This is a genomic window from Streptomyces sp. NPDC014894, from assembly GCF_043080985.1.
GTDB lineage: Bacteria > Actinomycetota > Actinomycetes > Streptomycetales > Streptomycetaceae > Streptomyces.
Window position 1 is genome coordinate 526539 of record NZ_JBIBWD010000003.1, and the last position, 25839, is coordinate 552377.

The 25839-nt window shown below is 75.0% G+C and carries 15 protein-coding genes and 3 pseudogenes; 8 read left to right on the forward strand and 10 right to left on the reverse strand.

Features of this window, described 5'->3' with window-relative positions:
• Nucleotides 1-13 precede the first annotated feature (13 nt).
• The 3 genes from ACF089_RS10170 to ACF089_RS10180 form a co-directional block, all read right to left on the reverse strand.
• Nucleotides 14-643 (reverse strand): class F sortase, encoded by a 630-nt coding sequence (locus ACF089_RS10170; RefSeq protein WP_392024371.1) that lies wholly within the window; start codon nucleotides 641-643, stop codon nucleotides 14-16.
• Nucleotides 644-891: 248 nt separating this feature from the next.
• Nucleotides 892-1557, reverse strand: a complete 666-nt coding sequence (locus tag ACF089_RS10175; RefSeq protein WP_392024374.1) for a hypothetical protein — start codon at nucleotides 1555-1557, stop codon at nucleotides 892-894.
• 242 nt (nucleotides 1558-1799) lie between these two features.
• Nucleotides 1800-2561 (reverse strand): aminotransferase class IV, encoded by a 762-nt coding sequence (locus ACF089_RS10180; RefSeq protein WP_392024377.1) that lies wholly within the window; start codon nucleotides 2559-2561, stop codon nucleotides 1800-1802.
• A gap of 101 nt (nucleotides 2562-2662) precedes the next feature.
• Between ACF089_RS10180 and ACF089_RS10185 the strand changes: the two genes are divergently transcribed.
• The 4 genes and pseudogenes from ACF089_RS10185 to ACF089_RS10200 form a co-directional block, all read left to right on the forward strand.
• Nucleotides 2663-3289, forward strand: coding sequence for an NADPH-dependent FMN reductase (locus ACF089_RS10185; protein ID WP_392024379.1), 627 nt, complete (start codon nucleotides 2663-2665; stop codon nucleotides 3287-3289).
• 252 nt (nucleotides 3290-3541) lie between these two features.
• Complete coding sequence (gene cutA, locus ACF089_RS10190) at nucleotides 3542-3886, forward strand: divalent-cation tolerance protein CutA (RefSeq protein ID WP_392024779.1); 345 nt, start codon at nucleotides 3542-3544, stop codon at nucleotides 3884-3886.
• Nucleotides 3883-4068: pseudogene (locus tag ACF089_RS10195) on the forward strand (gamma-glutamylcyclotransferase family protein); the annotation flags it as partial. The gene cutA and the pseudogene ACF089_RS10195, both read left to right, overlap by 4 nt.
• A gap of 159 nt (nucleotides 4069-4227) precedes the next feature.
• Nucleotides 4228-4497, forward strand: a pseudogene (locus ACF089_RS10200) (gamma-glutamylcyclotransferase); the annotation flags it as partial.
• 106 nt (nucleotides 4498-4603) lie between these two features.
• Here ACF089_RS10200 and ACF089_RS10205 read toward each other — a convergent pair.
• The 7 genes from ACF089_RS10205 to ACF089_RS10235 all read right to left on the reverse strand — a co-directional run bounded on the left by ACF089_RS10205 (nucleotide 4604) and on the right by ACF089_RS10235 (nucleotide 19201).
• Entirely contained in the window at nucleotides 4604-5185 is a 582-nt protein-coding gene (locus ACF089_RS10205) for a TIGR03086 family metal-binding protein (protein ID WP_392024381.1), read from the reverse strand.
• Between the two features lie 87 nt (nucleotides 5186-5272).
• A complete protein-coding gene (locus ACF089_RS10210) occupies nucleotides 5273-5962 on the reverse strand; it encodes a vancomycin high temperature exclusion protein (protein ID WP_392024383.1) in 690 nt (229 codons plus the stop codon).
• Between the two features lie 47 nt (nucleotides 5963-6009).
• Nucleotides 6010-8328 (reverse strand): hypothetical protein, encoded by a 2319-nt coding sequence (locus ACF089_RS10215; protein ID WP_392024386.1) that lies wholly within the window; start codon nucleotides 8326-8328, stop codon nucleotides 6010-6012.
• Complete coding sequence (locus ACF089_RS10220; RefSeq protein ID WP_392024389.1) at nucleotides 8325-12041, reverse strand: DUF5682 family protein; 3717 nt, start codon at nucleotides 12039-12041, stop codon at nucleotides 8325-8327. The genes ACF089_RS10215 and ACF089_RS10220 overlap by 4 nt, the downstream gene beginning before the upstream one ends.
• On the reverse strand, nucleotides 12028-13212 hold the full coding sequence (locus tag ACF089_RS10225) for an AAA family ATPase (protein ID WP_392024392.1): 1185 nt from the start codon (nucleotides 13210-13212) through the stop codon (nucleotides 12028-12030). Before ACF089_RS10225 ends, ACF089_RS10220 begins: the two co-directional genes overlap by 14 nt.
• On the reverse strand, nucleotides 13209-18329 hold the full coding sequence (locus tag ACF089_RS10230; protein WP_392024395.1) for a hypothetical protein: 5121 nt from the start codon (nucleotides 18327-18329) through the stop codon (nucleotides 13209-13211). The genes ACF089_RS10225 and ACF089_RS10230 overlap by 4 nt, the downstream gene beginning before the upstream one ends.
• Nucleotides 18326-19201 carry a DUF4132 domain-containing protein gene (locus ACF089_RS10235; protein ID WP_392024398.1) on the reverse strand — a complete coding sequence of 292 codons (876 nt, stop codon included), beginning with the start codon at nucleotides 19199-19201 and terminating at the stop codon, nucleotides 18326-18328. The genes ACF089_RS10230 and ACF089_RS10235 overlap by 4 nt, the downstream gene beginning before the upstream one ends.
• Nucleotides 19202-19489: 288 nt before the next feature.
• On the opposite strand from ACF089_RS10235, the gene ACF089_RS10240 reads away from it, so the two are divergent.
• The 4 genes and pseudogenes from ACF089_RS10240 to ACF089_RS10255 all read left to right on the forward strand — a co-directional run bounded on the left by ACF089_RS10240 (nucleotide 19490) and on the right by ACF089_RS10255 (nucleotide 25674).
• The gene (locus ACF089_RS10240; RefSeq protein ID WP_392024400.1) at nucleotides 19490-20782 is read left to right on the forward strand and encodes a deoxyguanosinetriphosphate triphosphohydrolase; all 1293 of its coding nucleotides are present in this window, start codon (nucleotides 19490-19492) and stop codon (nucleotides 20780-20782) included.
• A gap of 131 nt (nucleotides 20783-20913) precedes the next feature.
• On the forward strand, nucleotides 20914-22176 hold the full coding sequence (locus tag ACF089_RS10245; RefSeq protein WP_392024403.1) for an NAD(P)/FAD-dependent oxidoreductase: 1263 nt from the start codon (nucleotides 20914-20916) through the stop codon (nucleotides 22174-22176).
• A gap of 54 nt (nucleotides 22177-22230) precedes the next feature.
• Entirely contained in the window at nucleotides 22231-24156 is a 1926-nt protein-coding gene (gene dnaG, locus ACF089_RS10250; protein WP_392024406.1) for a DNA primase, read from the forward strand.
• 225 nt (nucleotides 24157-24381) lie between these two features.
• A pseudogene (locus ACF089_RS10255) lies at nucleotides 24382-25674 on the forward strand (sigma-70 family RNA polymerase sigma factor).
• The last annotated feature ends 165 nt before the right edge of the window (nucleotides 25675-25839 follow it).

The window sequence follows — 25839 nt, forward strand, 5'->3', positions numbered from 1 at the left end:
TCAGAACGAGCGGTCAAAAAACTGGCGTTCCGCGTACGCCGATGAGATGAGCGAAGGCGATCACGTTCCCCCGGTAGCCGGACTTCTCGCTGAAACCGCCGCCGCAGGTGATCACCCTCAGCTCGGCGCGGCCGCGCGGCCCGTACACCTTGGCGTCCGGGAAGCCGTCCGCCTCGTAGACCTCGATCGCGTCGATCGTGAAGACGGCGGTGCGCCCGTCCTGGCGCGACACCTCGATGCGGTGGCCCTTCTTGAGCGCGCCCAGTCCGTAGAAGACGGCCGGGCCCTCGGCGTTGTCGACATGGCCCGCCACGACGGCGGTGCCCTTCGCGCCCGGGGGAGTGCCGTCCCGGAACCAGCCCGCGAGATTGCCGTCGTCGGGCGGCGGCACCTCCAGGCTGCCGTCCTTGGCGAGGCCGAGACCCGTGAGGGGGGTGTCGACGCCGATGTACGGGATGCGGAGCCGCAGCGGCCCGGACGGGGGCAGCGGTTCGGCGGCCGCGTCCGTGTGCGCGTGCGGACCGGAGGCGAAGGCCTCGGCGGCGGTGGGCATGGGCGGGGTGACGTCCCGGGAGCCGTTCTGCACCAGCCATACGCCGGCGCAGACGGCGAGGGCCAGGCCCCAGCCCTTGGCGCTGCTCATCGGTCCTTCGGTCCTCCGGCGTTCGGGCGTTCAGGCGTTCGGGCGTTCGGGTGGTCGGGCGGTCGGGCGGCGGCGGGGCCACGGGTCGGGACTGGTGCGGGTGCGGGTGCGGGTGCGGGTCCGGGTCCGGGTGTGGGTCCGGGCCGGGCTCCGGAGGCGCGGGTCCCCGAGGCGCGGACGCCCCGTTCCCGGCAGGCCGGGGCCTGCCGGGAACGGGGGACAGCGGGTGGACGGCGCGGGGCCGCCCGTCAGCCGCCCTGAGTGCCGCTCGCCCGGCGACGCAGGAGCAGGGTCCCGCCGACGGCGGCGGCCGCCAGCACGGCAGCCCCCGCCGCGATCTGGGCGGTGTCGGGGCCCACACTGCCCCCGACGCCGGTCTGCACATGACCGCTGGGCTGCTGGTGGTGCTGGCCGGCCTGGCCGCTCTCGTCGTACCCGCCCGAGTCGTGGCCCTGGCCGCTCTCATCGCCGCCGCCGCTGTCGTGCCCGCTTTCGCCGCCGCTCTCGTGCGAGCCCGAGTCGCCGTTGTTCTTGCCGTTCAGCGAACTCGACTCGTCCTCGCGGGGCCGCAGGGTGACATCGCCGGTGACGCGCTTGCCGTTGTCGCAGCGCACGCCGACCGAGTAGGTCCCGGGCTGGACTCCGTAAGGCACCCTGAGCTGTCCCACCACGGATTCCTTGTGGGCTCCGGGGGACAGCCGGAACTCGCCCGCGCCCAGCGCGCGGGCGTCTCCGAAGCCCTGGCCGTTCTCGCCGCAGGCTGTCGTGTTCAGGGTGAGGGTCGCCCCCGGAGCGGCGGTGGACGGGAACACCTCCAGGGACTCGTGGTCCCCGGCGAACGCTCCGGGGGCACTGAGGCCTATGGTGGCGACCGCCAACACGGCCGTGGTCAGCAGTCGGGCACTGGTGGGCATGGCGCTCCTCCGAAAACGGTGCTGAGTACGTCACCTCCGAGATAAGGCGCACCGCGCGCCCCACGCATGCTGATGCCTCGTCAGATCGATGGGTCCCGCTCGGCGTGTCGCGCTGGACAGTCGGTATCGTCGCAGGTCAGAGCGGGTGATAACCCATCAGATGGCAGCCGCGCTGAATGAGTGACGGGTTCACCCGTTCACCTCTGACGCGGTGTCGGGGGCCGGCTCCGGCCGGGGTCCGGTCAGATGAGGTCCCATGCCACGGTGTCGTGCGCCGCCCGCACCGACTCCATGAGCGCCGCGTCCACCCCGTACGCCACCGCGTCCACCCCGGCGACCGGGGCGAAGCCGCGGGAGTTGGTGATGAGGGCGGCGCGGTAGTCGCCCAGATCGGCGAGGGTCACCCGCCTCCTGACCGACGGCAGCCGGGGCTCCAGCAGCGCCCGCTCCGTCCCCATCAGGCACGGAGCGTCGGGCCAGACCATGTGCTCGCCGTCCCAGAAGGCGATGTTGGTGACCGCGCCCTCGGTGATCGCGCCGTCCGGCGCGATGAGCAGGGCCTCGTCGTATCCCGCCCGGGCGGCGAGGGTGAGCACATGGTTCTGTCCGAAAGAGCCCAGGTGCTTGAGGTGCGGGTGGTCGCGGACATAGGGCACCGACATCAGCCGTACGGGCGTCGGGGCCATCGTGAAGGGCTCGCGCACGGTGACCATGAGGGTCGCCCGCTCGTCGTCCTCGGGCCAGTACACGTAGACCCGCACGGACGCGTCCGAGGTCCCGGCGGCGGCGAGCGCGTGTCGGATGTCCGCCCGGACCAGGTCCCCGTCCAGGGGTTCTCCGAACAGTTCCCGCGTCGCCGCGTCGAGTCTCTCCAGATGCAGTCCGAGCCCGCGGACCCGATCGTTTCTGACCTGCATCGCGGTGAAGTGGCCATAGCTGTTCAGTACGGGCATGACCAGGGTTTCGGAGGTGGCGGTGACACCATTGATCTGTATGTGAGTCATGTCACTACGGTAGGCGAGCCGGGGTCGATCACCGGGCGATCGCGCCATCGCCTCCCGCCCCCCTTGACCTCAATTTAGGTTGAGGTTGGAAGCTCCTGTCCATGAACTCCACCACGCGGGAGACCCCGCGATCCACCGCCGCCGTCCGCACCGCTCCTCTGCGGCTCGTCGTCATCCTCTCCAGCAACCGCCAGGGGCGGTTCGGACCCGTCATCGGCGACTGGTTCCTCGAACACGCCCGGCCGCACGGGGACTTCGAGGTCGAGGTGGTCGATCTGGGCGAGGTCGATCTGCCCACCGGGCTGACCAGCGAGGTCACCCCCGCCCTCGGCAAGACGCTCGAAGAGGTCTCGCCCCGGCTCGCCGCCGCCGACGCCTTCGTCGTGATCACCCCCGAGTACAACCACTCCTTCCCCGCCTCCCTCAAGAGCCTCATCGACTGGCACTTCACCGAGTGGAGCGCCAAGCCCGTCGGCTTCGTCTCCTACGGCGGGCTCTCCGGGGGGCTGCGCGCCGTCGAGCAGCTGCGGCAGGTCTTCGCCGAGATGCACTCGGTGACCATCCGCAACACCGTCTCCTTCCACAACGCCCACGGTCAGTTCGACGCCGAGGGGCGGCACAAGGACCCGGCGGCCTGCGACACCGCCGCAGTCGACATGCTCGACCAGCTCGCGTGGTGGGGGCACGCGCTCCGGGAGGCGAAGGAGGCGCGGCCCTACGGCGGGTGAGGCGCGGCCCTGCGGCGGGTGAGGCGCGGCCCTGCGGGGGTGGGGCGCGGCGGCCTTGCTGGGGTGGGGCGCGGCCCTGCGGCGGTGGGGCGCGCGCTCGGCGCGGGGGTGCGGCGGCGGGTGCGGCGGCGGCCGGGGGTCCCGTACCGTGGCCGTCTGCCACCCCGTACCGACCTCCTGGGAGGACCTGTGGGACTCGTGGACGCGCTCGCGCCGGACGGCGAGTCCGCCGCGCCCGTCACCGCGTCGGCCGTGTTGACCGTGCTGACGGTGCTGACCACGACCGACACCGCCGCCAAGGCGGAGGCCCTGGCCCATGGGGCGGTGACGGCCCGGCTGGCCGCCTGCGCGCAGATCTCCTCCGCCCCCGTCACCTCCGTCTACCGCTGGCGGGGCGAGATCGAGACCGCCCAGGAATGGCAGGTTCTGCTCAAGACCACCCGGCTGCGCTACCCGGAGCTGGAACGGCATCTGATCGCCGCGCACGACTACGAGACGCCCGAGATCATCGCCACCCCGGCGGCCGGCGGCAGCGCCGCCTATCTGGAGTGGGTCGCGGACGAGACCGACACTCCCCGCGGGCGGTCGGGCGGATGAGCGGGCCGCCGCCCCCGCACGCCCCGCGCGAGCTGCCCTTCTTCGTCTACGGCACCCTCCGCCCCGGCGAGCGCAATCACACCCTCCTGCTCCGGGGCCGCACCGTGTCCGAGGAGCCCGCGCGCCTGCCTGGCGCGACGCTCTACGAGGGCCCCGGCTATCCCTACGCCGTCAAGCCTCCCGGTCCACCCTGGCCGCCCGGACTCGGTCCCGTACTCGGACCTGGACCCGTACTCGGACCTGGACCCGTACTCGGACCTGGACCCGTCCTCGGACCTGGACCTGGACCTGGACCCGGTCCCGGACCTGGACCCGGTCCTGGTCCCGGGCCCGGCGTCGGCGACGGTCCCGGGTCGATCACCGGCGAGGTGCTGACGGCGGCCCCGGGGGAGTACCGCGCTCTGCTCGCCGCACTCGACGAGCTGGAGGAGTACTTCGCCCCCGGCCACCCGGCCAATCTCTACGAACGGGTCGTCCGCGACGTCCGGCGCGCCGACGGCACGGCGATACGGGCCTGGGTCTATCTGGCCGCCCCCGCCGTCGCCCGCCGGCTGCTCCTCGACGGCACTCCCGTCCCGGGCGGCGACTGGTGCGCCCGCCCGGTCGGCTGACCGCCCCGCTCTCCCGGCCGGCCGACCGCCTCCCCGTTCGCCGGCCGGCCGACGACCCCGTTCGCCGTGACGGCCGACCGTCCCCGCCCGGTCGCCCGCGCCGCCGTCAGGCGCGTCTGCCCAGCAGCGCGAGCAGCCTGGTCTGGTGGCTGTCGCCCGGCGGGGGCTCGATGGGCGGGGCGAACAGCCCCGACTTCGACAGCTCCGCCGCGTACGGAGTGACCTCCCGCAGCGCGAAGCCCACCAGCTCGTCGGGCAGCCGCTCGGACGCGCCGACGGCCCGCGCCAGATCCCAGCTGTGCACCACCGCGTCCATGATCATCTGCGAGCAGTAGGCCACCGCCGGGGTCTCCCCGTACGACAGCCACACTGTCCGCTCCAGCGCCCCCGGCTCGGCGAACGCCTTCCGGGCGGCGCGGGCGGCGGCGTCCCAGGCGGCGCGCGGATGCGCCCCGAGGACGTCGCCGTCGTGGGCGTCGCCCACCTCCTCGATCGTGGAGCCTTCCGTGATCAGGTCCGGAACCCACAGCTGCTCCGCGGTCAGATGGTTGACCAGGTCGCGTACGGACCATTCGTCGCAGGGTGTCGGCTCGTCCCACTGGTCGGCCCGCACCTGGTGCACCCGGTCTCCGAAGAGCGCCAGCGCCTCGGTGTGCCGGGCGAGCAGAGCGGTGACGTCTCTGTCCATGAATCCCATGGTGCTCACTGTCGCGCGCGGGACATGGAGACGCGAGCCGCCCGCCCGCGTGTCCGGCGAGATGTCTCGCCGCGCGCCCTACTCCCCGGCCGCCGCCAGCGCCTCCGCCACGCCCTTCTCCTCGTCCCCGAGGAAGCGCGGATCCGGCTTCAGCGCCACGTCCAGCGCGGCCTTGCCCGCCGCGAACATCTCGCGCACCCCGCCGTAGATCCACGTCGAGTCGTGGGGCTCGGCCACGCTCACCCCGTACGACTCGATCCCCGCCGAGCGGCAGAGCGTCACCGCCCGCCGGATGTGGAAGCCCTGGGTCACCAGCACCGCCCGGTCGACGCCGAAGATCTTCTTGGCGCGTACGCACGAGTCCCAGGTGTCGAACCCGGCGTAGTCGCTCACGATCCTGTCGCCGGGCACCCCGCGCTCGGTCAGATAGGCCCGCATGGCGTCCGGCTCGTCGTACTCCTCCCGGCTGTTGTCCCCGGTGACCAGGACGACCTTGACCTTGCCCGTGCGGAACAGCTCGGCCGCGGTGTCCAGACGGTGGGCGAGATAGGGCGTGGGCCTGCCCTGCCACAGACCGGCTCCGAAGACCACGGCCACCTCCTGCGCCGGCACCTCCGCCAGCGGGCGGACCCGGCTGTCGGCGACGGCGTGCATCCAGGTCGCGGGCGAGAGCGCCAGCACACAGCCGAGCATCGTCGCCTGCACCAGCCGCCGCCGGCCCCGTCGGGTGCGGGGCAGGTGCGGTCGGCGCAGCGGGGGCAGTTTCATTCTCGGGCGCTTCACACCCGCTCAGACGGTGTTCGAGCCTGTTCGGTTCACCTTCCCTCCGGAGCGGGGGCCTGTCGGCCTGGCTCGGCGGCCCCCGCCGACCACGCGGCGGGCAGCAGCGAACGGGTCGCCGCCGAGGCGTATACGGAGGCGGCGAGCCAGGCCGCGGCGAAGGCGTCCGGGTCCGCCGGGAGCAGCCGGCCGAGCGCGTCGTGGCGACGGTCGGCGGCCGTCTCCGCGAGGGCGCGGGCGCACTCCGCGCCCGTGGTCAGACCCACCGCGCGCAGTCTGCGCGGGAGTTCGCCGTCCGCCGCCGCGGCGGTCACCGCCCGCCCGCCCGCGACCGCCCGGTCCACTGCCCTGCGCAACAGCTCCAACTCCACGGGCACCGCGGGGATCGCGGGCGATCCGGGCCCGTCCGGCTCGCCCGCGGAGCGCGGGCCGGGGACCGGACCGACGCCGGGGCCCGGCCCCGGGGCGCGGGCCGGGGCGGCGACGGGGTCGGGGCCTGTCGTACCTGTCGTACCGGCCGGGTCGGCCGGGTCGGCCGGTCCACCCGGGCCCGTGGGGTCCGTACGGTCCACGGGGTCCGTCGGGCCCGGGCCGACCGAGGTGCCCGCGAGGCCCGTCGGACTCGGGTCGCTCGGGGTCCCCGCCGGACCCGTGGGGTCCGGGCCGACCGGGGCGCCTGTCGGATCCGTGAGGTCCGGAGTGCCGGGAGGCGCCGAGGCGCTCGCCCGGTCCGGGGCGGCCGGGACGCCGGCGGCCGGCGGGGGGCCCGTGGGGTCCGGGGCGGCCGGGTGCGGGCCGGTCGGGGTGCCGGGGGCTGCCGGGCTGTCCGTGGAGTCCGTCGGGCTCGGGGCCGACGGGGTGCCCGGGGTGCCCGGGGTGCCCGGGGCGCCCGGGGGCGGCAGGTGGGAGCGGTTCAGACGGCGGAGGCCGAGGTCCGCTCTGACGGTCTCCCCGTCGTGCCCGGTCCACGCCGCAGCCAGCGCCTGAACCGCGCCGGGCCGGTCGGCCACCGCCCGCGCGATCAGCCGCAGCCGCAGCCCCGGCCGGGAGGCGAGCAGCCGCAGATTCTCCGCGTACGCCAGCTCCGCCCGCTCGTCCGGAGCCAGCAGCCGCAGGAGCGGTCCGCCGGCGACCCGGAAACCGCCGCCGGTGACCGTGCCGGTGAGGAAGAGCAGATCGCCGCCCGCCTGACGGGTCTCGACGGGCTCGGCCGGTCCGCCGAGCGCACGGGAGAGCTGTTCGGCGGGCGGCCGCCGCCAGAGCGCGTCGAGCGGCGGCTCGTGCCACCGCGCGCCGGCCGCCCGTACCGAACGGATCCGCGTACCGCCGCCGATCCGGCCCTCCGGCGACACCGTCGGACCGGTCAGGATCACCGCGCCCCCGTCGCCCCACTCGCGCAACGGCAGCGCGCAGCCGCCCGGGACCGGAGTCCCCGACGCCTGGGCCGCGCGCTCCGGGCCGCCGGGCGCGATGTCGGAGACCGTGTGCAGGGTCCCGTCGGGGGCCATTCCGTACGCGGTCGCCCCCGCGTAGCCCGAGGCCGTCACCACCGGCTCGGTGAACAGGCCGTACAGCCTCAGCGGCCCCGCCGGCCGATAGGAGCGGCGCGCCGGCGTCACCGCGTCGGCGGGCCGCCGCAGCAGATCGAGCAGCCCGGCCAGTTCGGCGCAGAGTTCGGGCAGCCGGAAGGCGGGATCGTCCGAACGCGCCTCGCCGAGCCGCCGGGCGATCCGCACCGCCGCGGCGGCCGGGAGGGGGAGTCCGGCGAGCCTGCCCGAGTGCGCGGCGTGCAGCAGCTCGGCCCGGTGGACGGCTCCGGCCCCGGCGACCCCGGTCACCAGGACCGAGGTCGCGGCGGCCCGGAGGGAGGCGATCGCGGCGACCTGGGCGGGGGTGAGGGCCGGGCCGCCCTCGACCGGCCCGCCCGACGCCCCGCCGCCGGGGCTTCCCCCGCCCGTGCTCTCCTCGCCCCGGGCCCGGCCGTCCGTATCCCCGCCGAACGGCTCCGGCGCTGTCTCTGCCTCCGGCTCTGGCTCTGGCTCTGGCTCCGACGGTTCGGCGAGCGGCGCGCCGGAGAGCACGGCCGCGCGGTGCAGACAGGCCGGCGCGAGGAGACAGCCGCACACCGCGTCCTCGGCGCGCGCCACGATCCCGCCGGTGGTCCGCAGCGTCACCGAGGTCTCCTCGTCGACCCGGACCCGTACGCCGTCGGGCACCGACTCCACCGGCCACCCGGCCAGCTTGGCGAGGGCTCCGTCCACCCGTTTGCGCAGCCGGGCGGGGAGCAGATCCAGCGCCCCGGCCGCCACCTCGGCGGCCACCGGGGGCAGGTGCGGGGAAGGGTTCACGGTCACCGGTGCGTACCTCCTACGCGCTCGCCGACCCAGCGGGCCAGCTCCAGTGGGCTGAGTGCGGCGATCGGCATGCCGGCGGCCACCAGCCGGCCCGCCACACCGGTGGAGTACCTCGGCCGGCCCTCGTCGTCGAGCGAGGCGCAGCCGAGCACATGGCAGCCGGCGTCGACCAGCGTCCGCACCTCCGACAGCAGCGGTCCGACCGGGCCGCCCTCCTCGAAGTCGCTGATCAGGACGACGAGGGTGCGGGAGGGCACGGTCACCAGCTCGCGGGCGTGCCGCAGCCCCCGCGCGATGTCGGTGCCCCCGCCGACCCGGACCTCCAGCAGCAGGCTCAACGGGTCCTCCACCTGGTCCGTGAGGTCGAGCACCTCGGTGGAGAAGGCGATGAAGTGCGTGCTGAGCGTGGGGACCCCGGCGAGCACGGAGGCGGTGAGCGCGGACCAGATCGTGGACGCCTCCATGGAGCCGGACACGTCCACGACGAGCACCAGCCGCCAGTCGGTCGACCGGCGCGCCCGGGTGCGGAACACGGGCCGCTCCGGCAGGACCGTGACCGCGCCCGTCCCCGGATCCCGCCGGGCGGTCGTCAGATTCGCCCGCAGCGTGCGGGCCAGATCCAGCGGGCCGCCCGGCCGGCGGGTGGGCCGGGGGTGCGCGAGCCCGGTGAGCGCGGGGCGCAGCCGGTTGGCGAGCGCCTCGGTCAACTCCCCGACCAGCCGCGCCACCAGCGGCCGCAACCGGGCGAGCTGCTGCTCGGGCAGCCCGCCCGCGTACGAGAGCACGGTCCGCAGCAGTTCGACGGAGGGGCGGGCGGCGCCGGGGTCCAGTTCGAGCGCGGCGTCGAGCCGGCCCGCGTCGGCGGCCGAGGCGAGGACCTCCTCGCGCACGCCCGGGCCGAAGAGCGCGGCCAGCTCCTCGGACCAGGCCCGGATGTCCGGGTACGGAGCCTCGCTCCCGCCCCCGGAGCCGCCTCGGCCGTGTCCGTCCTCCCCGCGCGAGCCCTCGCCGCGCCCGCTGCCGTACAACTCGTCCAGCGCGGTGGCGTACCGGAGCGCGCTCCCGGTCAGCTCCCGGCCGCGTCCGAGCAGCAGCCGCCACCGCTCCCCGCCGGTGAGCGCGTGCCCGGCCGATCCGGCGCTCGCGCCCGACGGGGCGTTCGGGGCGACGGGGGCCTCCGGGGGCGGTGCCTCTCGTACGGCAGCGGGCGCGGGCGCGCCCAGCCCCCGGGACAGCAGCGCCTCCCGGCCCGCCAGATCCGCCAGGGCGAGCAGGGCCAGCGCCTCCGGGTCGGTGACCGGGCCCGTCAGGGCGCCCGCCGACGCGCCGGTGCGGTCCTCCACGACGGAGAGCAGCCGGGAGCGGGCCGCCGGAGCGAGGATGTCGAACCCCGCCCTGAGCGCGGGCAGCCGCTCCAGGAACGCCCGGTCGGAGAAGGACTCCACCCGCTCCAGCAGCGGGTCGAGCGCGCGGCCCGTCTCCAGCAGCGGGCCCGCCGCGAGCAGCGAGCCGTGCAGCGTCCCGGCGAGCGCGGAGCGCAGTTCGGGCGTGGTGGCGGAGTCGGCGAGCGAGGCCAGCCGGTCCCCGAACCAGCCGGGGTCCCGCTGCCCCAGCAGCACCCGGGCCGCGCCCGCCGCGCCCCGGATCAGCGGGGTCGCGCCGTCCTCGAGCCGGGCGAGCGCGTCGGCGAGCCGCAGCCCGCCGCCCAGCTCGGCGGCCTGACCGGCGAGCGAGACCAGGGCACGCGCGTCGGACGGCTCGGTGGAGCCCGCGAGTCCGTCGAGCGCGCGCACCCCCGCCGAGGCCAGCTCCTCGTAGGCCGCGTCGACCGAGGGCCGCTCCCACTCGGCCTCCACGCCCGGCACATGGCCGGACCGGATCCGGTCCAGCAGGCCCATCGCGGTGAGCAGTTCGGGCAGGGCGCCCGTCGCCGGGAGCAGCTCGGCCGTCTCGGCCAGCAGCTCCGCCGCCAGCGGACGCAGCGCGCAGGCCGCCGCCAGGCCCAGCGCGTCGAGCACCTCCGCGGCCGTGGGGCCGCCCCGGCGGCGCTCGTCCGCCCTGCGGCGGCGCAGCGTCCCCTCGGCGGCCTGCTCCAGCGTCACCCCGTGCAGTCCCGCCACATCGAGCATCGCGGCCGTCGACGGCGTCCAGGCCACGGCCCAGCGGGTGGTCAGCGCGGCGGCGTCGCCGACCCCGGCGACCTCGGACTCCTCCCCGTACGGCACCCGGCACACCGCGAGCCGCCGCAGGGCGATCTCCCGGCGCCGGTCGAGATCGGTGCGGAGCGTGTCCAGCCGCACCTCCCGGCGGTCGGGCTCCTCCGGCCCCGGCAGCCGCAACTCGGCGAGCAGGCTCTCGACCGAGGGGCCGAGCCCGGAGCGCGGCGTCCCCGGAGCCAGCCGGCCCTGGCGCGAGCCGACCAGCACCTGTTCCATCGCGGCGGCGACGACCCGGCCGCGCCCGAGCAGCCGGCCCTGGGTGAGCACCGTCCGCGCGGCCTCCGCCAGTTCGCCCCGCCCGGCGGCGGGCAGTCCGCGCAGCGTCGCCAGATCGCGGGCGACCCGCACCACCTCCCGGGCGTCGGCGGGACCGCTGGGATGCCCCGAGGCCCGCACCGCCGCGCAGATCCGGACGGCGGTGGCGATCAGCAGCTCGTCCAGGAGCCGGGGATCGCCCGCCGCCCGGAACACCCCGTGCTGCCACTCGGGATCGCGGATCCCGGCCGGGTATCCCGACCGCTCGTCCAGCAGCGGATACGCGTACGGCACCAGCGAGGTGACGACCTCGGCGGACCCCGCGCCGCGCGCCGCCCGGGCCGGCGCGACCGGATTCCCCCCGGCCGCGCCCGTGCCCGCGCCTCCCGCACCCGCTCTTCCGGCGTCCGCGCTTCCCGCGTCCGGAGCCCCGGCGGCCGCGCTCCCGGTGAGCGCGGGCGCGTGGAACGCGCCGATGACCGCCGCCGCCCGTCGGCCGGTGTGCTCGGCCAGCCGCCGCCGCATATGCGCCTCGCGCCGCAGGTCGTACGGGTCGACTGGGCCCCCGTCCTCGCGCAGGGCCCAGCCGACGAGCAGCGCGGCCCGGCGCAGCGCCTCCGGCTCGCCGCCGGGAGCGGCCGCCTCGACCAGCCGGTCCCACAGATCGTCACCGGGCCGCCCGCCGGCCCGGGACCGCAGCGCGGCCGCGAGCGCCCCCGGCGGTACGGATCCCGTGCCCCCGGTGCCGGTGCCGGTGCCGGTGCCGGAGCCCGAGCCCGAGCCGGAGTCGGAGCCGGAGTCGGGCCCGGCGGCAGGGCCGGGCCCGGCCGCGGGACCGGCCCGCCGCCCGTCGGGGCCGGTGTCCCGGGCCCCGAGCGGCAGATCGAACGGGACGACCTCCACCCCCGCCTCCCGCGCCCAGCGGATCGCCGCCAGCTCCGGCGAGAACTCGGCGAACGGCAGGAACACCAGCTCGGCCCCGCTGCCCGCGAGCGCCACCGGAGCCACCGTCGCCGGATCGCCCAGATGCCCGAGCCAGGGCGCGAACTCCTCCGGCAGCTCGATGAACAGCACCTCGGGGTCCGCCGCCGCCAGCAGCGCCGGAACGGCCGCCGCCAGCGCGGGCGAATGGTGCCGCACCCCGAGCAGATACGGCTCCCGGCACCCCGCCAGCTCCGCGACGGCCTCCTCGGGACCGCCCGCCGCGCCGCCGGTCCCCGCCCGGTCAGGCGAGTTCATCGCGCAGCTCCCACAGCGTCCGCCACAGCGGCGCACCGCGCTCCGCCCGCCGCCGGACCGGCCCGTCCCAGTAGCCGAGGAGCCGGGCGTGGTCGGACGGGTCGTCCTTGCGGACCGTGCCCAGCAGATGGCCCGGCAGGGTCCGGACCACATCGCGCCCGTCGCTCAGATAGGCCGCGCCGAGCCCCATGGAGGTGGCCACATGCACCGCCTCCGCCGTGGACATCACCGTCGAGGGGCGCTCGATCTCCCAGCCCTCCGCGCTGCGCCCGGAGCGCAGATCCCGGAAGGCGGTCACCAGCGCCTCCAGCACCGTGTCGTCCACCGCGAAACCCGCCCCGGAACGGGCGAGCGCCGCCGTCGCCTGCCCGCGCACCAGCGCCGTCTCGGCGTCCAGATCGGCGATCGGGCCCACTTCCTCGAAGTTGAACCGGCGCTTGAGGGCGGCGGACATCTCCGAGACGCCCTTGTCGCGCAGATTGGCCGTGGCGATCAGGGTGAAGCCGGGCACCGCGTGCACGGTCCCGTCCGCACCGTCGCCGCCCGCCAGCTCGGGCACCGACATCCGGCGCTCGGAGAGCAGCGACACCAGCGCGTCCTGCACCTCCGGGAGACAGCGGGTGACCTCCTCGATCCGGGCCACCGCGCCCCGGGTCATCGCGGTCAGCACCGGCGAGGGCACCAGGGCCTCCCGGCTGGGGCCCTTCGCCAGCAGCATCGCGTAGTTCCAGCCGTAGCGCAGCTGGTCCTCGGTGGTGCCGGCGGTGCCCTGGACGGTGAGGGCGCTGCTGCCGCACACCGCCGCCGACAGCAGCTCCGACAGCATCGACTTGGCGGTGCCGGGCTCCCCGACCAGCAGCAGGCCCCGCTCGCCCGCCAGGGTCACCACGCACCGCTCGACCAGCGAGCGGTCGCCGACGAACTTCCGCGCGATCTCCAGCTGCCGTCCGTCGGGGGCCTTCAGCGGCTCGCCGCCGGATCCGCACACGAACACCACCACCGCCCGGGGCGTCATCCGCCAGCCCGGCGGCCGGGGGCCGTCGTCCCAGCCGGTCAGAAACTCCAGCTCCCGCGCGTACCGGTCCTCGGGCAGCTCGATCTGCCGCTGTCCCGGCGCCGTCCCCACCGTCTCCACCGTGTCCACCGTCTCCACGCCTTCGCGCCCGCTCATCGCGAACCTCCCTTGCCCCTCTTGGCGTTACGTCCCCTGAACTCCTCGAACCCCGGCGCCTCGCCCTCCACCACGCGCTGCCAGGCCGCCGCGAACAGCTCCGCCACCGGCCGGTCCGGAATCGCGAACCCGCCCCCCGACTCGGGCAGCAGCGCCGTCTTCCAGCTCTCCAGGGGCAGCCTCGGCGTCCGCGCCTCCAGCCAGCCGCCCGGCAGGAAGAGCGAACGCCCTGCCCTGGCCCGCTTCGCCTCCACCACCAGATCGGTCGCCGCCAGCTCCGCCCGCGCCTTCTTCAGCCGGGCGGGCTTCCAGCCCGTCCACTCGGCCTGATTCCGGTCCGTCGGATCCGGCAGCGCCAGCAGCATCAGATAGAGCGCCGCCGCGTCCTCGGAGAGACCGAACCGCCCGGCGGCCTCCGCCACGAGCCCGGGCGCGCTGCGCACCGGATGCTGGGCGGCCCCCTCGGGCCCTTCGGCGGATATCAGCTCCTCGAACTCCGGGCCGAGCAGCGCGCGCAGCGCGGCCATCGCGTCCGAATCGCCCGCGATCGCCAGCAGCAGCTTCAGCGCCGGATGGTCGGGGCCCGCGTGCTCCCCCGACATCAGCGCCGCGGACCGCACCCACACCGACTCGAACTCCGTGTAGTAGCGCGCGGGCGTGAGCAGCAGCGCGTCGGACACCTCGACCGGACCGCCCTGGCGGCTCTCCGTGCGCGGGCCGAGGCCGAGCGCCTCGCGGATCCGCCGCGACGTCGCCTTCCCCTTCTCGTCCCAGTCCGCCTGGAGGTCGAGCAGCAGCCCCGGATCGGCGAGCCGCTCCCGCAGCATCCGCAGGGTCACCGGCAGCACGGCCCGCAGCGGATCGCCGAACGGCAGCCGGTAGGCCAGCCAGCGCAGCATCGTCACATAGGACACCAGCCGATATCCGGTGAGCAGCCGGTCCTTGTCGACCGCCTCCAGATCGCCGTCCTCGTCGGGCCGCTGCTCGGTGCGCCCGGTCAGCTCCGGCCGCGCCTCGGGATTGAGCGCCGCGTCCAGACCCGGGTCCGAGCTGAACTCGGCGACCAGCCGCCCGGTCAGCCAGGACGGCGTGGCCCGCCGCCTCCCGCGCTCGGCGATCCAGGCCTCGGTGAGCGGCTCCAGGTCGAAGCCCCGCGTCCACAGCCCGTCCGCCCGGTCCGGATCGGCCGGCAGCAGCAGACCGGTGAACCTCTGGCGGGCGCCGGGCGAGAAGTCGCCCACGGTCTCGCGGGCCGAGGTGGCGTCCGCCCTCTTGAGCCCCAGCGGCGTGAGGTACTCCGCCGCCAGCAGCCCGTCCCGCCCGTACTCATTGAGGCCGGGCAGTCCGAGCTGGACGAGGGCGGCCGTCACCGGGCCCACGCCGACCCGCTCGGCGAACTCCACGGCCTGCTCCGGCCGGTACGGCAGCGGCCCGTGCTCGCGTACGCCGTCGACGACGCGGCGCACCGACTCCGCCCGCGCCGGATCCGACGCGGAGCCCAGCACCCGGGACGCGGTCTCCGTGAGCCCGTCCCAGCCGCCGAAGGCCCCGGCGGGGTCGTACTCGACGCAGTTCCACACGGCGTGCGGCGGCTCGGCGCGCTCGACGTCCAGGATCATCAGCACCCGGTCGGCCGAGCGCAGCAGCGAGCCGGCCCGGCGGGCGGGCTCGCCGTCCGACGCGCCCTTCACCTTGAGGGTCCGCAGCCGTCCGCGCGGGTCGAGCAGGATCGCGTCGCCGTCCGCCCGCACCTCCAGCGCGGTGTCCAGGAACTCCAGCAGCGCCTCCCGCTCCTTCTCGGACGTGGTGGGGGAGGCGGCCCGGATCGCGGCCCCGGCCAGGCCCGGTCCGGACAGCGGCAGCCAGTTCACACTGGAGGGCCGCACCCCGTCCGCCGCGTCGCCGTCCGCCAGCACCCGCCGCAGCGACCACAGCTGGCTCATGGCCGAGGAGTGGTCCTGCTGCCAGCCGTACGAACCGTAGTAGCGGTGGGACTCCGTCAGGCAGTTCAGCGCCTGCCGCAGCAGACCGTCATGGGCGGCCCGCACCGCCGGAACGTCCTCGGACGCGCCGGGACCCGTCCGTCCGCGCGCCTTCTCGGCCAGCGCCCCGACCCGCCCGCCGTGCCGCGCGGCCTCCTTCACGAGCCCGGCGACCCCGGCGATCAGATTCGGGTGGGTGATCCGCGGCAGCAGCTCGGCCACGGCGAGGGCCGGTTCGGCTCCCTCGGCGACCGCCGCCAGCAGCGCCGCGGCGTCCGCGTCGGTCACCGCGCGCAGCGCGTGGGAACCTTGCTCGTCGCGCGGGCGCAGCGCGTGCCAGTGCCCGATCGGGGCCACCACCGGTGTGCCGCCCGCGTAGGTCTGGCCCCGGGCGCCCTCGGTGACGGAGGCCAGACAGACGCCCTCGGCGTCGTACAGCCGCACGCCCTCGCGGAAGCCGCGGGCCTCGCGCGGATGGAGCGCGGCGCCGCCGGGCAGCCTCAGCGGCGGCAGCGGGAATCCGCCGCCGAACCGCTCGGGGCGGGTGCCCCGGGGGACCTCCACCGAGGGGCTGCGGCCGCCGTCCACGGAGCAGGCGGTGAGCGTGCTCGTCGCCGGGTCGAACCGCACCCACCAGCCGACCAGCCCGTCCTTGCTGCCGAACGGCGACGAGTCGAGACCCGCCCGCGCGGGCAGCAGCCGGCAGTAGCGCGGCATCAGGGTCCCGGAGCGCTCCGCGAGCGCCGAGTCGAAGAAGGCCGGGAGCGTGACCCGGCCCCGGCGGGCCGTCGCCGGGTCGTAGTCCCACCACTCGCCCTCGTGGAGCACCCAGACGGAGACTCCGTCCGAGGCGACCGCCCGGGACTCGTCCGCGAACGAGGTGTCGCCCGGGTGGACCGGACGTCCGCCGAAGGTGCGGCCGCCGTCGGGCAGTTCCAGCGAGGGGATCCTGGACGACTGCCAGGAGCCCTGGAGCGTCCCGTCCGGGGTGAAGGAGTCGGCGGAGCTGCCCGACCAGGCGCCCCGGCGGCTCTGGCCGTATCCGTTGACGACGAGCCACTGTCCGCCGATGTAGCGGACGGTCGGACCGTGCCAGGACTTGTCCGCGCCCGGGAACGACAGCGTCTGCCGGTCCAGCACCTCACCCGGCCCCACCGCGACGGCCCGCATGCCGAGCCGCAGCACCAGCGCGGGCCAGGCGTCCGACAGCTCGTACGGCTCATCGCTCGTGGGCCCGGCGCCGTCGCCCAGCTCCGCCGCCGCCTCCTCCAGCGCGGGCCAGCCCAGCTCGTCCAGGACGCCGGCGCGCAGGGTGCGCGCGAGCGCCCCGGCGGGGGAGAAGGCGGCGATCCGCTCCAGCGCCCCGGGAGCCGCGGCCAGCACCTCGGGGGAGGAGAACCGGGAGAGCCGGGTGAGCTGGCGGTCCACCTCGGGGAGGCCGAGCGGGCGGTCGAGATCGTCGGCCCGGTCGGTGAGCCAGGCCGCGAGCACCGTGCGCAGCGCCGGATGCTCGGCGATCCGCTTCAGCCGGCCCGGGGACTCGCCGCCGCCCGCCAGCTGCTCCACCCCGCCGCGCAGCAGGGCGGCGAACCGCTCGTCCGCGACCAGCGCCGCCAGATCCCGGCGTCCCTCGCCCTCGTCGGAGAGCCATCCGGACAGCTGCAGATTCTCCACCCCCTCCGCCGGGGCGTGCACCGGGACGCCCAGCGAGAGACAGAGGTCCAGCAGATCGAGGTCGACGCTGACCCGCCAGCCGCCGCCCACCAGCCTCAGCGGCTCGCCGTCCGCGATCAGACGGTCCGCCAGCCGCTCCACCAGGGTCAGTTCGGGCACGAGCCGCTTCAGGTCCCGCCAGCCGCGCTGGCGGTGACTGCTCCACGACGACAGCCACTCGGCTGCCGGAACCTTCCCCTCCAGCAGCAGATCGATCGCGCCGCACCGCTCCAGCAGGGCGAGCCAGGACGCGTCGAACTCCTCCGGCCGGTCGCCGCCCGTCTCCGGCAGCAGGCTCAGCAGCCGCTCCCGTACGGCCGGGTCCTCGGCGGCGAGGGCGGTGAGCGCGGGCAGCGCCGACTTCCAGAAGGTGCCCGAGGCGTGGCTCATCGCCCCCGTGTGGATGATCTCCCTGATCAGGGTGGACTCCTCGGCGGCCACGTCCAGCCCCGCGCTCTTCGCCAGCCGCCGCAGATCCTCCAGCATGCCCGCGTACGGGGTGAGCCCGGCGGTGCAGCGCTGCGCGGAGACGAGCCGGAACTCCGTGTACGCCCGCTCGGGCGGCAGCCGGTCGGCCAGCCCCTTCGCGTACTCCCGCAGGGCCTTGCCGCTCAGCGCGCCCGCCCCGGCGAACTCCAGGAACACCTCCCGCAGCCGCTCCTCGTCCACCGCCAGCGCGTGCCGCTGCTCGGCCGCGCGCGCCTTGCCGAAGAAGACCGACGCCTGCTGCCGTGCCTCGGCGGCCAGGAACAGCCGTCCGACCTGCTCGTAGTAGGTGGGCAGAAAATGCGGGACGGAGCGGTCCAGCCGCTCGCCGATCTCGTCGAAGCCCTCCTTCGCCAGACCCGGCTTGGTCGCCACCTGGCGTGCCAGCCGCTCCATCTCCTTGACCACGGCGAGCGCGTGATGGCCGCGCGCCGGGTCGTTCACCAGGGCCCAGGCGGGGAAGCCGAGCGACTGCGGCTTCACCCGGCCGACGGCCGCCGAACCGGCGGTCTCGAAGCCGAGGTACTCCAGCGCGAGATCCTCCGCGGGCGCGTTGGTCGAGGGCACCAGACGGACCACCGTGCGCCCGTCGAGCGCCGGATGGCGGTAGGCGCGCGCCGTCAGCTCGTCCGAGTCCGCGCGCCCGCCGGCCCCCTCGCCCCTGCCCGCGCCCCGCGCCGACCGCCGCCCCTGCCCCTTGCCGCCGACCGAGCCTTCCCCGCCGGCCGAGTCTTTCCCGCCGTCCGAGCCGCCGCCGAGGGGCAGCACCCCTCCGGCCTCCAGCACCGCGTCCATCGATCCCCCCGAGATGATCCCCGTGTCCGTGCCGTCCACGGCGCCCGCCGTGCCGGTGTCCTGATCCGTGCTCGTGTCCGTGCTCGTGTCCGTGTCCGTGCGCGCTCCGGCGTCCGTGCCGGTGCTCGACGCGCCGCTCATCGCAGCGCCTCCTCGTCGTCCACGACCACCCGGCCGGCGTGCACCAGCGCGGCCATCCGCTCGCCCTCCGACCAGGCGACCGGCCCCACTTCGGCCAGCGGCAGCCGCCGGCCGTCCTTGTCCCGCCACTCCAGATCCCCGGTGTGCGTATCCGCGTCCGGGTAGTCCGAGCCCAGCCAGAACGCCGCCTCCAGCGCCCGGCCGTCCTCCACCAGCGGACAGAGCACCTGACCGCCGCGCACCCGATACCCCAGCGACACCGCGCGGGCCGTCGCGTGCCGCAGCTGCTCGAACCGCGCCTTCGCGTATCCGGGCCAGCTGTCGCCGCTCACCTCGCCGGGCCGCCGCCACACCTCCCGGAACAGCTGCTCGACCCGCTGCGCGACGCCCAGCTCCACCGCGAACTCCCGCAGCTCGTCCAGGTCTTCGAGCAGCACCGGATGGGGTATCAGCACGCTCTCGCACTCCAGCCGCACCGAATCGCCGTCCAGATCGACGATCCCCACGCCCTTCGCCGCGTCCGCGTCCCGCAGCAGACCGGCGCGCTCCATCTCCGCCCTGCCGTCCGCCCCCACCGGCGCGATCACCAGATCCCGCAGCGCCGACCGCCAGGCCTCGTCCGGCCACACCCGCGCCAGCAGCGCCACCGGAACCGGCAGCGAGCGCACCAGCCAGGCGTCCACCTGCTCCCGGCACTCCCGCTCATGCCGCTCCACCCACTCCGACAGCTGGCGCAGCCGCACCACCGCCGCGTCGTCCCGCAGCTTCGGCGGAACCTGTTTCAGCTGCCGCCCCGCCGCGTTCCTGCACAGCACGCTCGTGCCGTCCAGGGCCACGCTGTACCCGCCGCTGTCTGTCTCGATCCAGCCCATGGCAAGACCGCCTCCCCGACGTACCGGTTTCGATGCCGATCACAGTAGGTGAGGGCTCTGACAACCCGCTCGGGCACCGGCGAACCTGTGGAAAACTCCTGTCACCTGCCCACGGCGGATCCGCCCCGCGGATCGCCGCCGCCCGCCGGAATCGCGCACGGTCACCACACCCGCCGATCGGGCCGGCCGCACCACGACGACCGGTCGCGCCCGCCCCCGACACCGGCGGCGAGAACTCGCCCCCGTCCGGCCGCCCCGTCTGTCACACCCTCCGGTTACCTTCGGAGCATGGCAGGCACCACTGGCACCACCCATGACCGGTACGACGACTCGGCCACCGCGCGCTGGGCCCCCGAGCCCGACAAGCGCCCCGGGCGGACCGCCTTCCAGCGCGACCGCGCCCGGGTGCTGCACTCCTCCGCCCTCCGCCGCCTCGCCGGAAAGACGCAGGTCGTCACGCCCGGCACCCGCAATCAGGCCTGGGACGCGAGCCCGCGCACCCGCCTCACCCACTCCCTGGAGTGCGCCCAGGTCGGCCGTGAGCTGGGCGCGGCCCTCGGCTGCGACCCCGACCTCGTGGAGGCCGCGTGCCTCTCCCACGACATGGGCCACCCGCCCTTCGGCCACAACGGCGAGGCCGCGCTCAACGACTTCGCCAAGGACTGCGGCGGCTTCGAGGGCAATGCCCAGTCCCTGCGGCTGCTGACCCGGATCGAGCCCAAGCGCTTCACCACCGCCGCGAGCGGCGAAGTGATCAGCGTCGGCCTCAATCTCACCCGGGCCGCCCTGGACGCGGCCACCAAATACCCCTGGCCCCGAGGCGGCCACCCCACCGACCCCCAATCGGTCAAATTCGGGGTGTACGAGGACGACCTGCCCGTCTTCGACTGGATCCGCGAGGGCGCGCCGGGCGACCGCCAGTGCTTCGAGGCCCAGGTCATGGACTGGTCCGACGACGTGGCCTACTCCGTGCACGACTTCGAGGACGGCCTCCACGCCGGACACCTCGACCACCGTCTGCTGCTCGCCGAGCCCGAGCGCGCCGAGATCTGGCGGGTGGCCATCGGCCGCTACGTCCCGGCGGACACCGCGCCCGAGGAGCTGGCCGAGGCCCTCGACCGGCTCATGGGCCAGGAGTGGTGGCCGAGCGGCTACGACGGCTCCGCCCTGGCCCAGGCCCGTCTCAAGGACGCCGCCAGCCAGCTCATCGGCCGCTTCTGCCTCGCCGCCGAGGGCGCCACCCGCCGGGCGTACGGCGCCGGCCCCCTCACCCGGTACGGCGCCGAGCTGGTCGTCCCCCGCGAGGCCCGGCTGGAGTGCGCGGTCCTCAAGGCCGTCGCCGACCGCTATGTGATGCAGCGCGCCGAGCAGGAGGCCCTCCGCCTCGAACAGCGCATCGTGCTGACCGAGCTGGCGGAGGCCGTCACCGCCCGCGCGCCCGAGAGCCTCGATCCCCAGTTCCGCGCCCTGTTCGAGGCGGCGCCGGACGACCGGGCGCGCGGTCGGGTGATTGTGGATCAGCTCGCCTCGCTCACCGACGCCTCTGCCCGGACCCTGCACGCCCAGCTCACGGCCGGGTGACGGGCCGTACGGACCGCCCGGCGGGGGCCGTACGGCGGGACACGCCAAGACCACTCCCTCTTCCGCCGCCACGCTCGGTGCGGGACGCTCGCTGAAGGTCCAGCGCGGAAGCCGGAAAGAGGAGGCATCAAGTGGTCGATGGACATCGGACATTCGTCATCGTCGGCGGTGGTCTCGCCGGGGCCAAGGCCGCCGAGACCCTCCGTGCCGAGGGATTCACCGGGCGAGTGATCCTCGTCGGGGACGAACGCGACCACCCCTACGAACGACCGCCGCTGTCCAAGGGCTATCTCCAGGGCAAGGAGGCCCGGGACAGCGTCTTCGTCCACGAGCCCGCCTGGTACGCGCAGGCCGACGTCGAGCTGCACCTCGGCCAGACCGTCGTCGCCGTCGACCGCGCCGCGAAGTCCGTCCGCCTCGGCGACGGCACCGTCCTCCACTACGACAAGCTGCTGCTGGCCACCGGCGCGGAACCGCGCCGGCTGGACATTCCGGGCACCGAGCTGGCCGGCGTCCACCATCTGCGCCGGCTGGCCCACGCCGACCGGCTGCGCCAGATCCTCGCCGCCCTCGGCCGGGACAACGGCCGGCTGGTCATCGCGGGCGCGGGCTGGATCGGCCTGGAGGTCGCCGCCGCCGCCCGGGGCTACGGCGCGGAGGTCACCGTCGTCGAGCCCGAGCCCACCCCGCTGCACCAGATCATCGGCCCCGAGCTGGGCCAGATCTTCACCGAACTCCACCAGGACCACGGCGTCCGATTCCACTTCGGCGCCCGTCTCACCGAGATCACCGGCCAGGACGGCATGGTGCTCGCGGTCCGCACCGACGACGGCGAGGAGCACCCCGCCCACCACGTCCTCGCCGCCATCGGGGCCGCCCCGCGCACCGCGCTCGCCGAGGCCGCGGGCCTCACCCTCGCCGACCGGGCCCACGGCGGCGGCATCGCCGTCGACGCCGCCCTGCGCACCTCCGACCCCGACATCCACGCCGCCGGCGACGTGGCCGCCGCCGACCATCCGCTGCTCGGCTCCCGGCTCCGCGTCGAGCACTGGGCGAACGCCCTCAACGGCGGCCCGGCCGCCGCGCGCTCCATGCTCGGCCGGGAGGTCTCCTACGACCGCGTGCCCTATTTCTTCTCCGACCAGTACGACCTGGGCCTCGAATACTCGGGCTGGGCCCCGGCCGGGTCGTACGACCAGGTGGTGCTGCGCGGCGACGCCGGAAAGCGCGAGTTCATCGCGTTCTGGCTGAAGGACCGCCGGGTGCTCGCGGGGATGAACGTCAATGTGTGGGACGTCACCACACCCGTGCAGGCACTGATCCGCTCGGGCTCCCGCGTGGATCCGGAGGCCCTCGGCGACCCCTCCGTACCCCTGGAGTCGCTGAGCGAGTGACGGGAGTTGTCCACAGCAGACGGAAGTGTCCGCGGTCCACCGTAGAATTCACGTGTGGCAGGCAGGATCAACGATGACGACGTCAAGGCGGTTCGGGACGCGGTCCCGATCGACGCCGTCGTTTCCGACTACCTCCAGCTGCGCAACGCGGGCGGCGGCAATCTGAAGGGGCTCTGCCCCTTCCACGACGAGAAGTCGCCCTCCTTCCAGGTCAGCCCGAGCAAGGGTCTCTTCCACTGCTTCGGCTGCCAGGAAGGCGGCGACACGATCGCCTTCGTGATGAAGATCGACCATCTGACCTTCTCCGAGACGGTCGAGCGGCTCGCCGCCACCGCGGGCATCACCCTGCGGTACGAGGAGGGCGGGTACAACCCGAGCCATCAGCGCGGCGAGCGCATCCGCCTGGTCGAGGCCCACAAGATCGCGGCGCAGTTCTACATCGAGCAGCTGGAGAAGAGCCCCGAGGCAGCGGCCGGCCGCGCCTTCCTCGCCGACCGCGGTTTCGAGTACGCGGCCGCCCAGCACTTCAGCGTCGGCTACAGCCCCCAGGGCTGGGACCATCTCACCCGCTTCCTCCGCGGCAAGGGCTTCAGCGACAAGGAGCTGATCCTCTCCGGCCTCTCCCAGGACGGCCGCCGAGGGCCCATCGACCGCTTCCGCGGCCGGCTGATGTGGCCGATCCGGGACATCTCCGGCGATGTCGTCGGCTTCGGCGCCCGCAAGCTCTACGACAGCGACAACGGCCCCAAGTATCTGAACACCCCCGAGACCGGCATCTACAAGAAGTCCCAGGTGCTCTACGGCATCGATCTGGCCAAGAAGGAGATCGCCAAGACCCGCCGGGCCGTCGTGGTCGAGGGATACACCGACGTCATGGCCTGCCATCTGGCGGGGGAGACCACCGCCATCGCCACCTGCGGCACGGCCTTCGGCGGCGACCACATCAAGATTCTCCGGCGGCTGCTGATGGACAATGCCACCGCCGAGGTGATCTTCACCTTCGACGGCGACGCCGCCGGGCAGAAGGCCGCGCTGAGGGCCTTCGAGGACGATCAGAAGTTCGCCGCCGAGACCTCGATCGCGATCACTCCCGGCGGGATGGACCCCTGCGACCTGCGGCTCGCCGAGGGCGACGACGCCGTGCGCAAGCTGGTCGAGACCCGCACCCCGCTCTTCGAGTTCGCCATCCGCCAGGTCGTGACCCGCCACAATCTGGAGACGCCCGCGGGCCGGGCCGCCGCCCTGGACGAGGCCGCGCCCATCGTCGCCGGCATCAAGAACATCGCGATCCAGCACGAGTCGGCCGTCCAGCTCGCCGGGATCGTCGGCATCCTCGACACCCAGTTCGTCGTGAAGCGCGTCGCCCAGCTCGCCCGCTGGGCCCGTGACCGCGGCGGCCGGGGCCCCGCCGCCCCCTCCCGCGAGCACCCGGGCCGGCAGCCGCAGGGGCAGGGACAGGCCCAGCCCTCGGCCGGCCCCGGCGGCTCCGGCCCGGCGATCAATCTCCGCAGCCCCGCCCACCGCACCGAGCGCGAGCTGCTCAAGCTCGCCCTCCAGAATCCGGAGCTGGTCTCCCCGGCCTTCGACGCCTACGGGGTGGACGAGTTCACCGCCCCGCCGTACGCGGCGGTCCGCGAGACCATCGCCGAGGCGGGCGGCGCCGAGCAGGGCACGGCCGACAGCTCCGGATATCTCATCCGCGTCCGCGAGGCCGCGCCGAACGACTCGATCCGCGCCATGGTCACCGAGATGGCGGTCGAGGCCATCCACGCCAAGATCGTCGACGAGACCTATGCCGGGGTGCAGCTCGTCCAGGTCCGGCTGCGCGCGGTCGACCGGCGGATCCGCGAGGTCCAGGGCACGCTGGCCAGGCTGGGACAGCAGGCGGACCCGGAGCGGCACACCGCCGTGCAGAACGAGCTGTGGGTGCTCCAGCAGTACGGCCAGTCCCTGCGCAACCACGGCGCGGCGGCCCTCTGACCCGGCCCCTCCGGCCCTCGCCCGAAGCCCGACCGCCCGCACCGCGGCGACCCGCACCGCCCGTCGCGCCCCTCACCGCGCCCCGCGCCCGCGCGCCCCGCCCGCACCGGGCGTCACTGAGCACCGCCGTATCCCCGTTCGGTAACCGGCCGGTCACGCATCGGACTCAGAAAGTCGTCGCACGCCCCTCGTGGCGGCTGTGTGTCGTACCCCACACTGGGGGCGGTGCCTGAGTCCTCGGAGCGCGACCGCCCACACCGACACAGTGGGCCACGCACCCCCGCGGATCCGTTCATCGTGTACGGGACGGACAGCGGCCCGGCCGCTCCGTCCCGCTGCCGCACGTCCGTGAACCGGCAGCGATCACCCTGGAGGTCGCCCCCCGTGCAGACCCAGACCCTGACCGAGACACCGGCCGAGAGCCCGCCCGGCACACCCCTGGCCCAGCACCCGGCCGGGACGGAGACCCTCGTGGCCGTCCCCGCGCAGAGCCTGCCCGCACACCTTCCCGACATCCGCTCCGCCGCGGCGACGACCTCCGTCGAGGACGCGGTGGAAGCCCCCGACCCGCCGGAGCCCGCGCGCACCCGTACCGAGAGCGGCGGCCCCTCGTCCGATCTCTTCCGCCAGTATCTGCGCGAGATCGGCAGAATCCCCCTGCTCACGGCCGCCGAGGAGGTGGAGCTGGCCCGCCGGGTCGAAGCCGGGCTCTTCGCCGAGGAGAAGCTGAGCACCACCCCCGACATCAACAACTCCCAGCTCGCCGTCGACCTCGACCGACTCGTCGTCATGGGCCGGGTGGCCAAGCGCCGGCTGATCGAGGCCAACCTCCGGCTGGTCGTCTCCGTCGCCAAGCGCTATGTCGGCCGCGGGCTGACCATGCTCGACCTCGTCCAGGAGGGGAACCTCGGTCTGATCAGGGCGGTCGAGAAGTTCGACTACGCCCGCGGCTACAAGTTCTCGACCTACGCGACCTGGTGGATCCGCCAGGCCATGTCCCGGGCGCTCGCCGACCAGGCCCGCACCATCCGGGTCCCCGTCCATGTGGTCGAGCTGATCAACCGGGTCGTCCGGGTGCAGCGCCGCATGCTCCAGGAGCGCGGCTACGAGCCCACTCCCCAGGAGGTCGCCGCCCAGCTGGATCTGCTGCCCGAGCGGGTCAGCGAGGTGCTGCGGCTCGCCCAGGAGCCGGTCTCCCTGCACGCGCCGGTGGGGGAGGAGGACGATGTCGCGCTCGGCGACCTCATCGAGGACGGCGACGCGGCCTCCCCGGTCGAGTCGGCCGCCTTCCTGCTGCTGCGCGAGCATCTGGAGGCCGTCCTCTCCACCCTCGGCGAGCGGGAGCGCAAGGTGGTGCAGCTGCGGTACGGGCTGGTCGACGGCAGGCCGCGCACGCTGGAGGAGATCGGCCGGATCTTCGGCGTGACCCGCGAACGCATCCGCCAGATCGAGTCCAAGACCCTCAACAAGCTCCGCGACCACGCCTTCGCGGACCAGCTCCGCGGCTATCTGGACTGACGGCCGCCGCGCGCCGCCCGCACCCGCCCCGATCCTCCGGACCCGGGCGGGATCACCGCGGGACCGGACCGGACCGGACCGGGCGCGCGAGGGCGCCCGGCCCCCGCCACCCGGCCTCCGGCACCCCGCTGCCCGGCCCTCCGGGCCCTCGCCCCCCGGTCCGCC

Bases quoted from the DNA above. Each gene is read 5' to 3' on its own strand.
- ACF089_RS10225 (WP_392024392.1), bottom strand. From the start codon at position 13,212: ATGAGCGGGCGCGAAGGCGTGGAGACGGTGGACACGGTGGAGACGGTG.
- ACF089_RS10205 (WP_392024381.1), bottom strand. From the start codon at position 5,185: ATGGACAGAGACGTCACCGCTCTGCTCGCCCGGCACACCGAGGCGCTG.
- ACF089_RS10210 (WP_392024383.1), bottom strand. From the start codon at position 5,962: ATGAAACTGCCCCCGCTGCGCCGACCGCACCTGCCCCGCACCCGACGG.
- ACF089_RS10180 (WP_392024377.1), bottom strand. From the start codon at position 2,561: ATGACTCACATACAGATCAATGGTGTCACCGCCACCTCCGAAACCCTG.
- ACF089_RS10220 (WP_392024389.1), bottom strand. From the start codon at position 12,041: ATGAACTCGCCTGACCGGGCGGGGACCGGCGGCGCGGCGGGCGGTCCC.
- ACF089_RS10230 (WP_392024395.1), bottom strand. From the start codon at position 18,329: ATGAGCGGCGCGTCGAGCACCGGCACGGACGCCGGAGCGCGCACGGAC.
- ACF089_RS10235 (WP_392024398.1), bottom strand. From the start codon at position 19,201: ATGGGCTGGATCGAGACAGACAGCGGCGGGTACAGCGTGGCCCTGGAC.
- ACF089_RS10175 (WP_392024374.1), bottom strand. From the start codon at position 1,557: ATGCCCACCAGTGCCCGACTGCTGACCACGGCCGTGTTGGCGGTCGCC.
- ACF089_RS10240 (WP_392024400.1), top strand. From the start codon at position 19,490: ATGGCAGGCACCACTGGCACCACCCATGACCGGTACGACGACTCGGCC.
- ACF089_RS10170 (WP_392024371.1), bottom strand. From the start codon at position 643: ATGAGCAGCGCCAAGGGCTGGGGCCTGGCCCTCGCCGTCTGCGCCGGC.
- ACF089_RS10185 (WP_392024379.1), top strand. From the start codon at position 2,663: ATGAACTCCACCACGCGGGAGACCCCGCGATCCACCGCCGCCGTCCGC.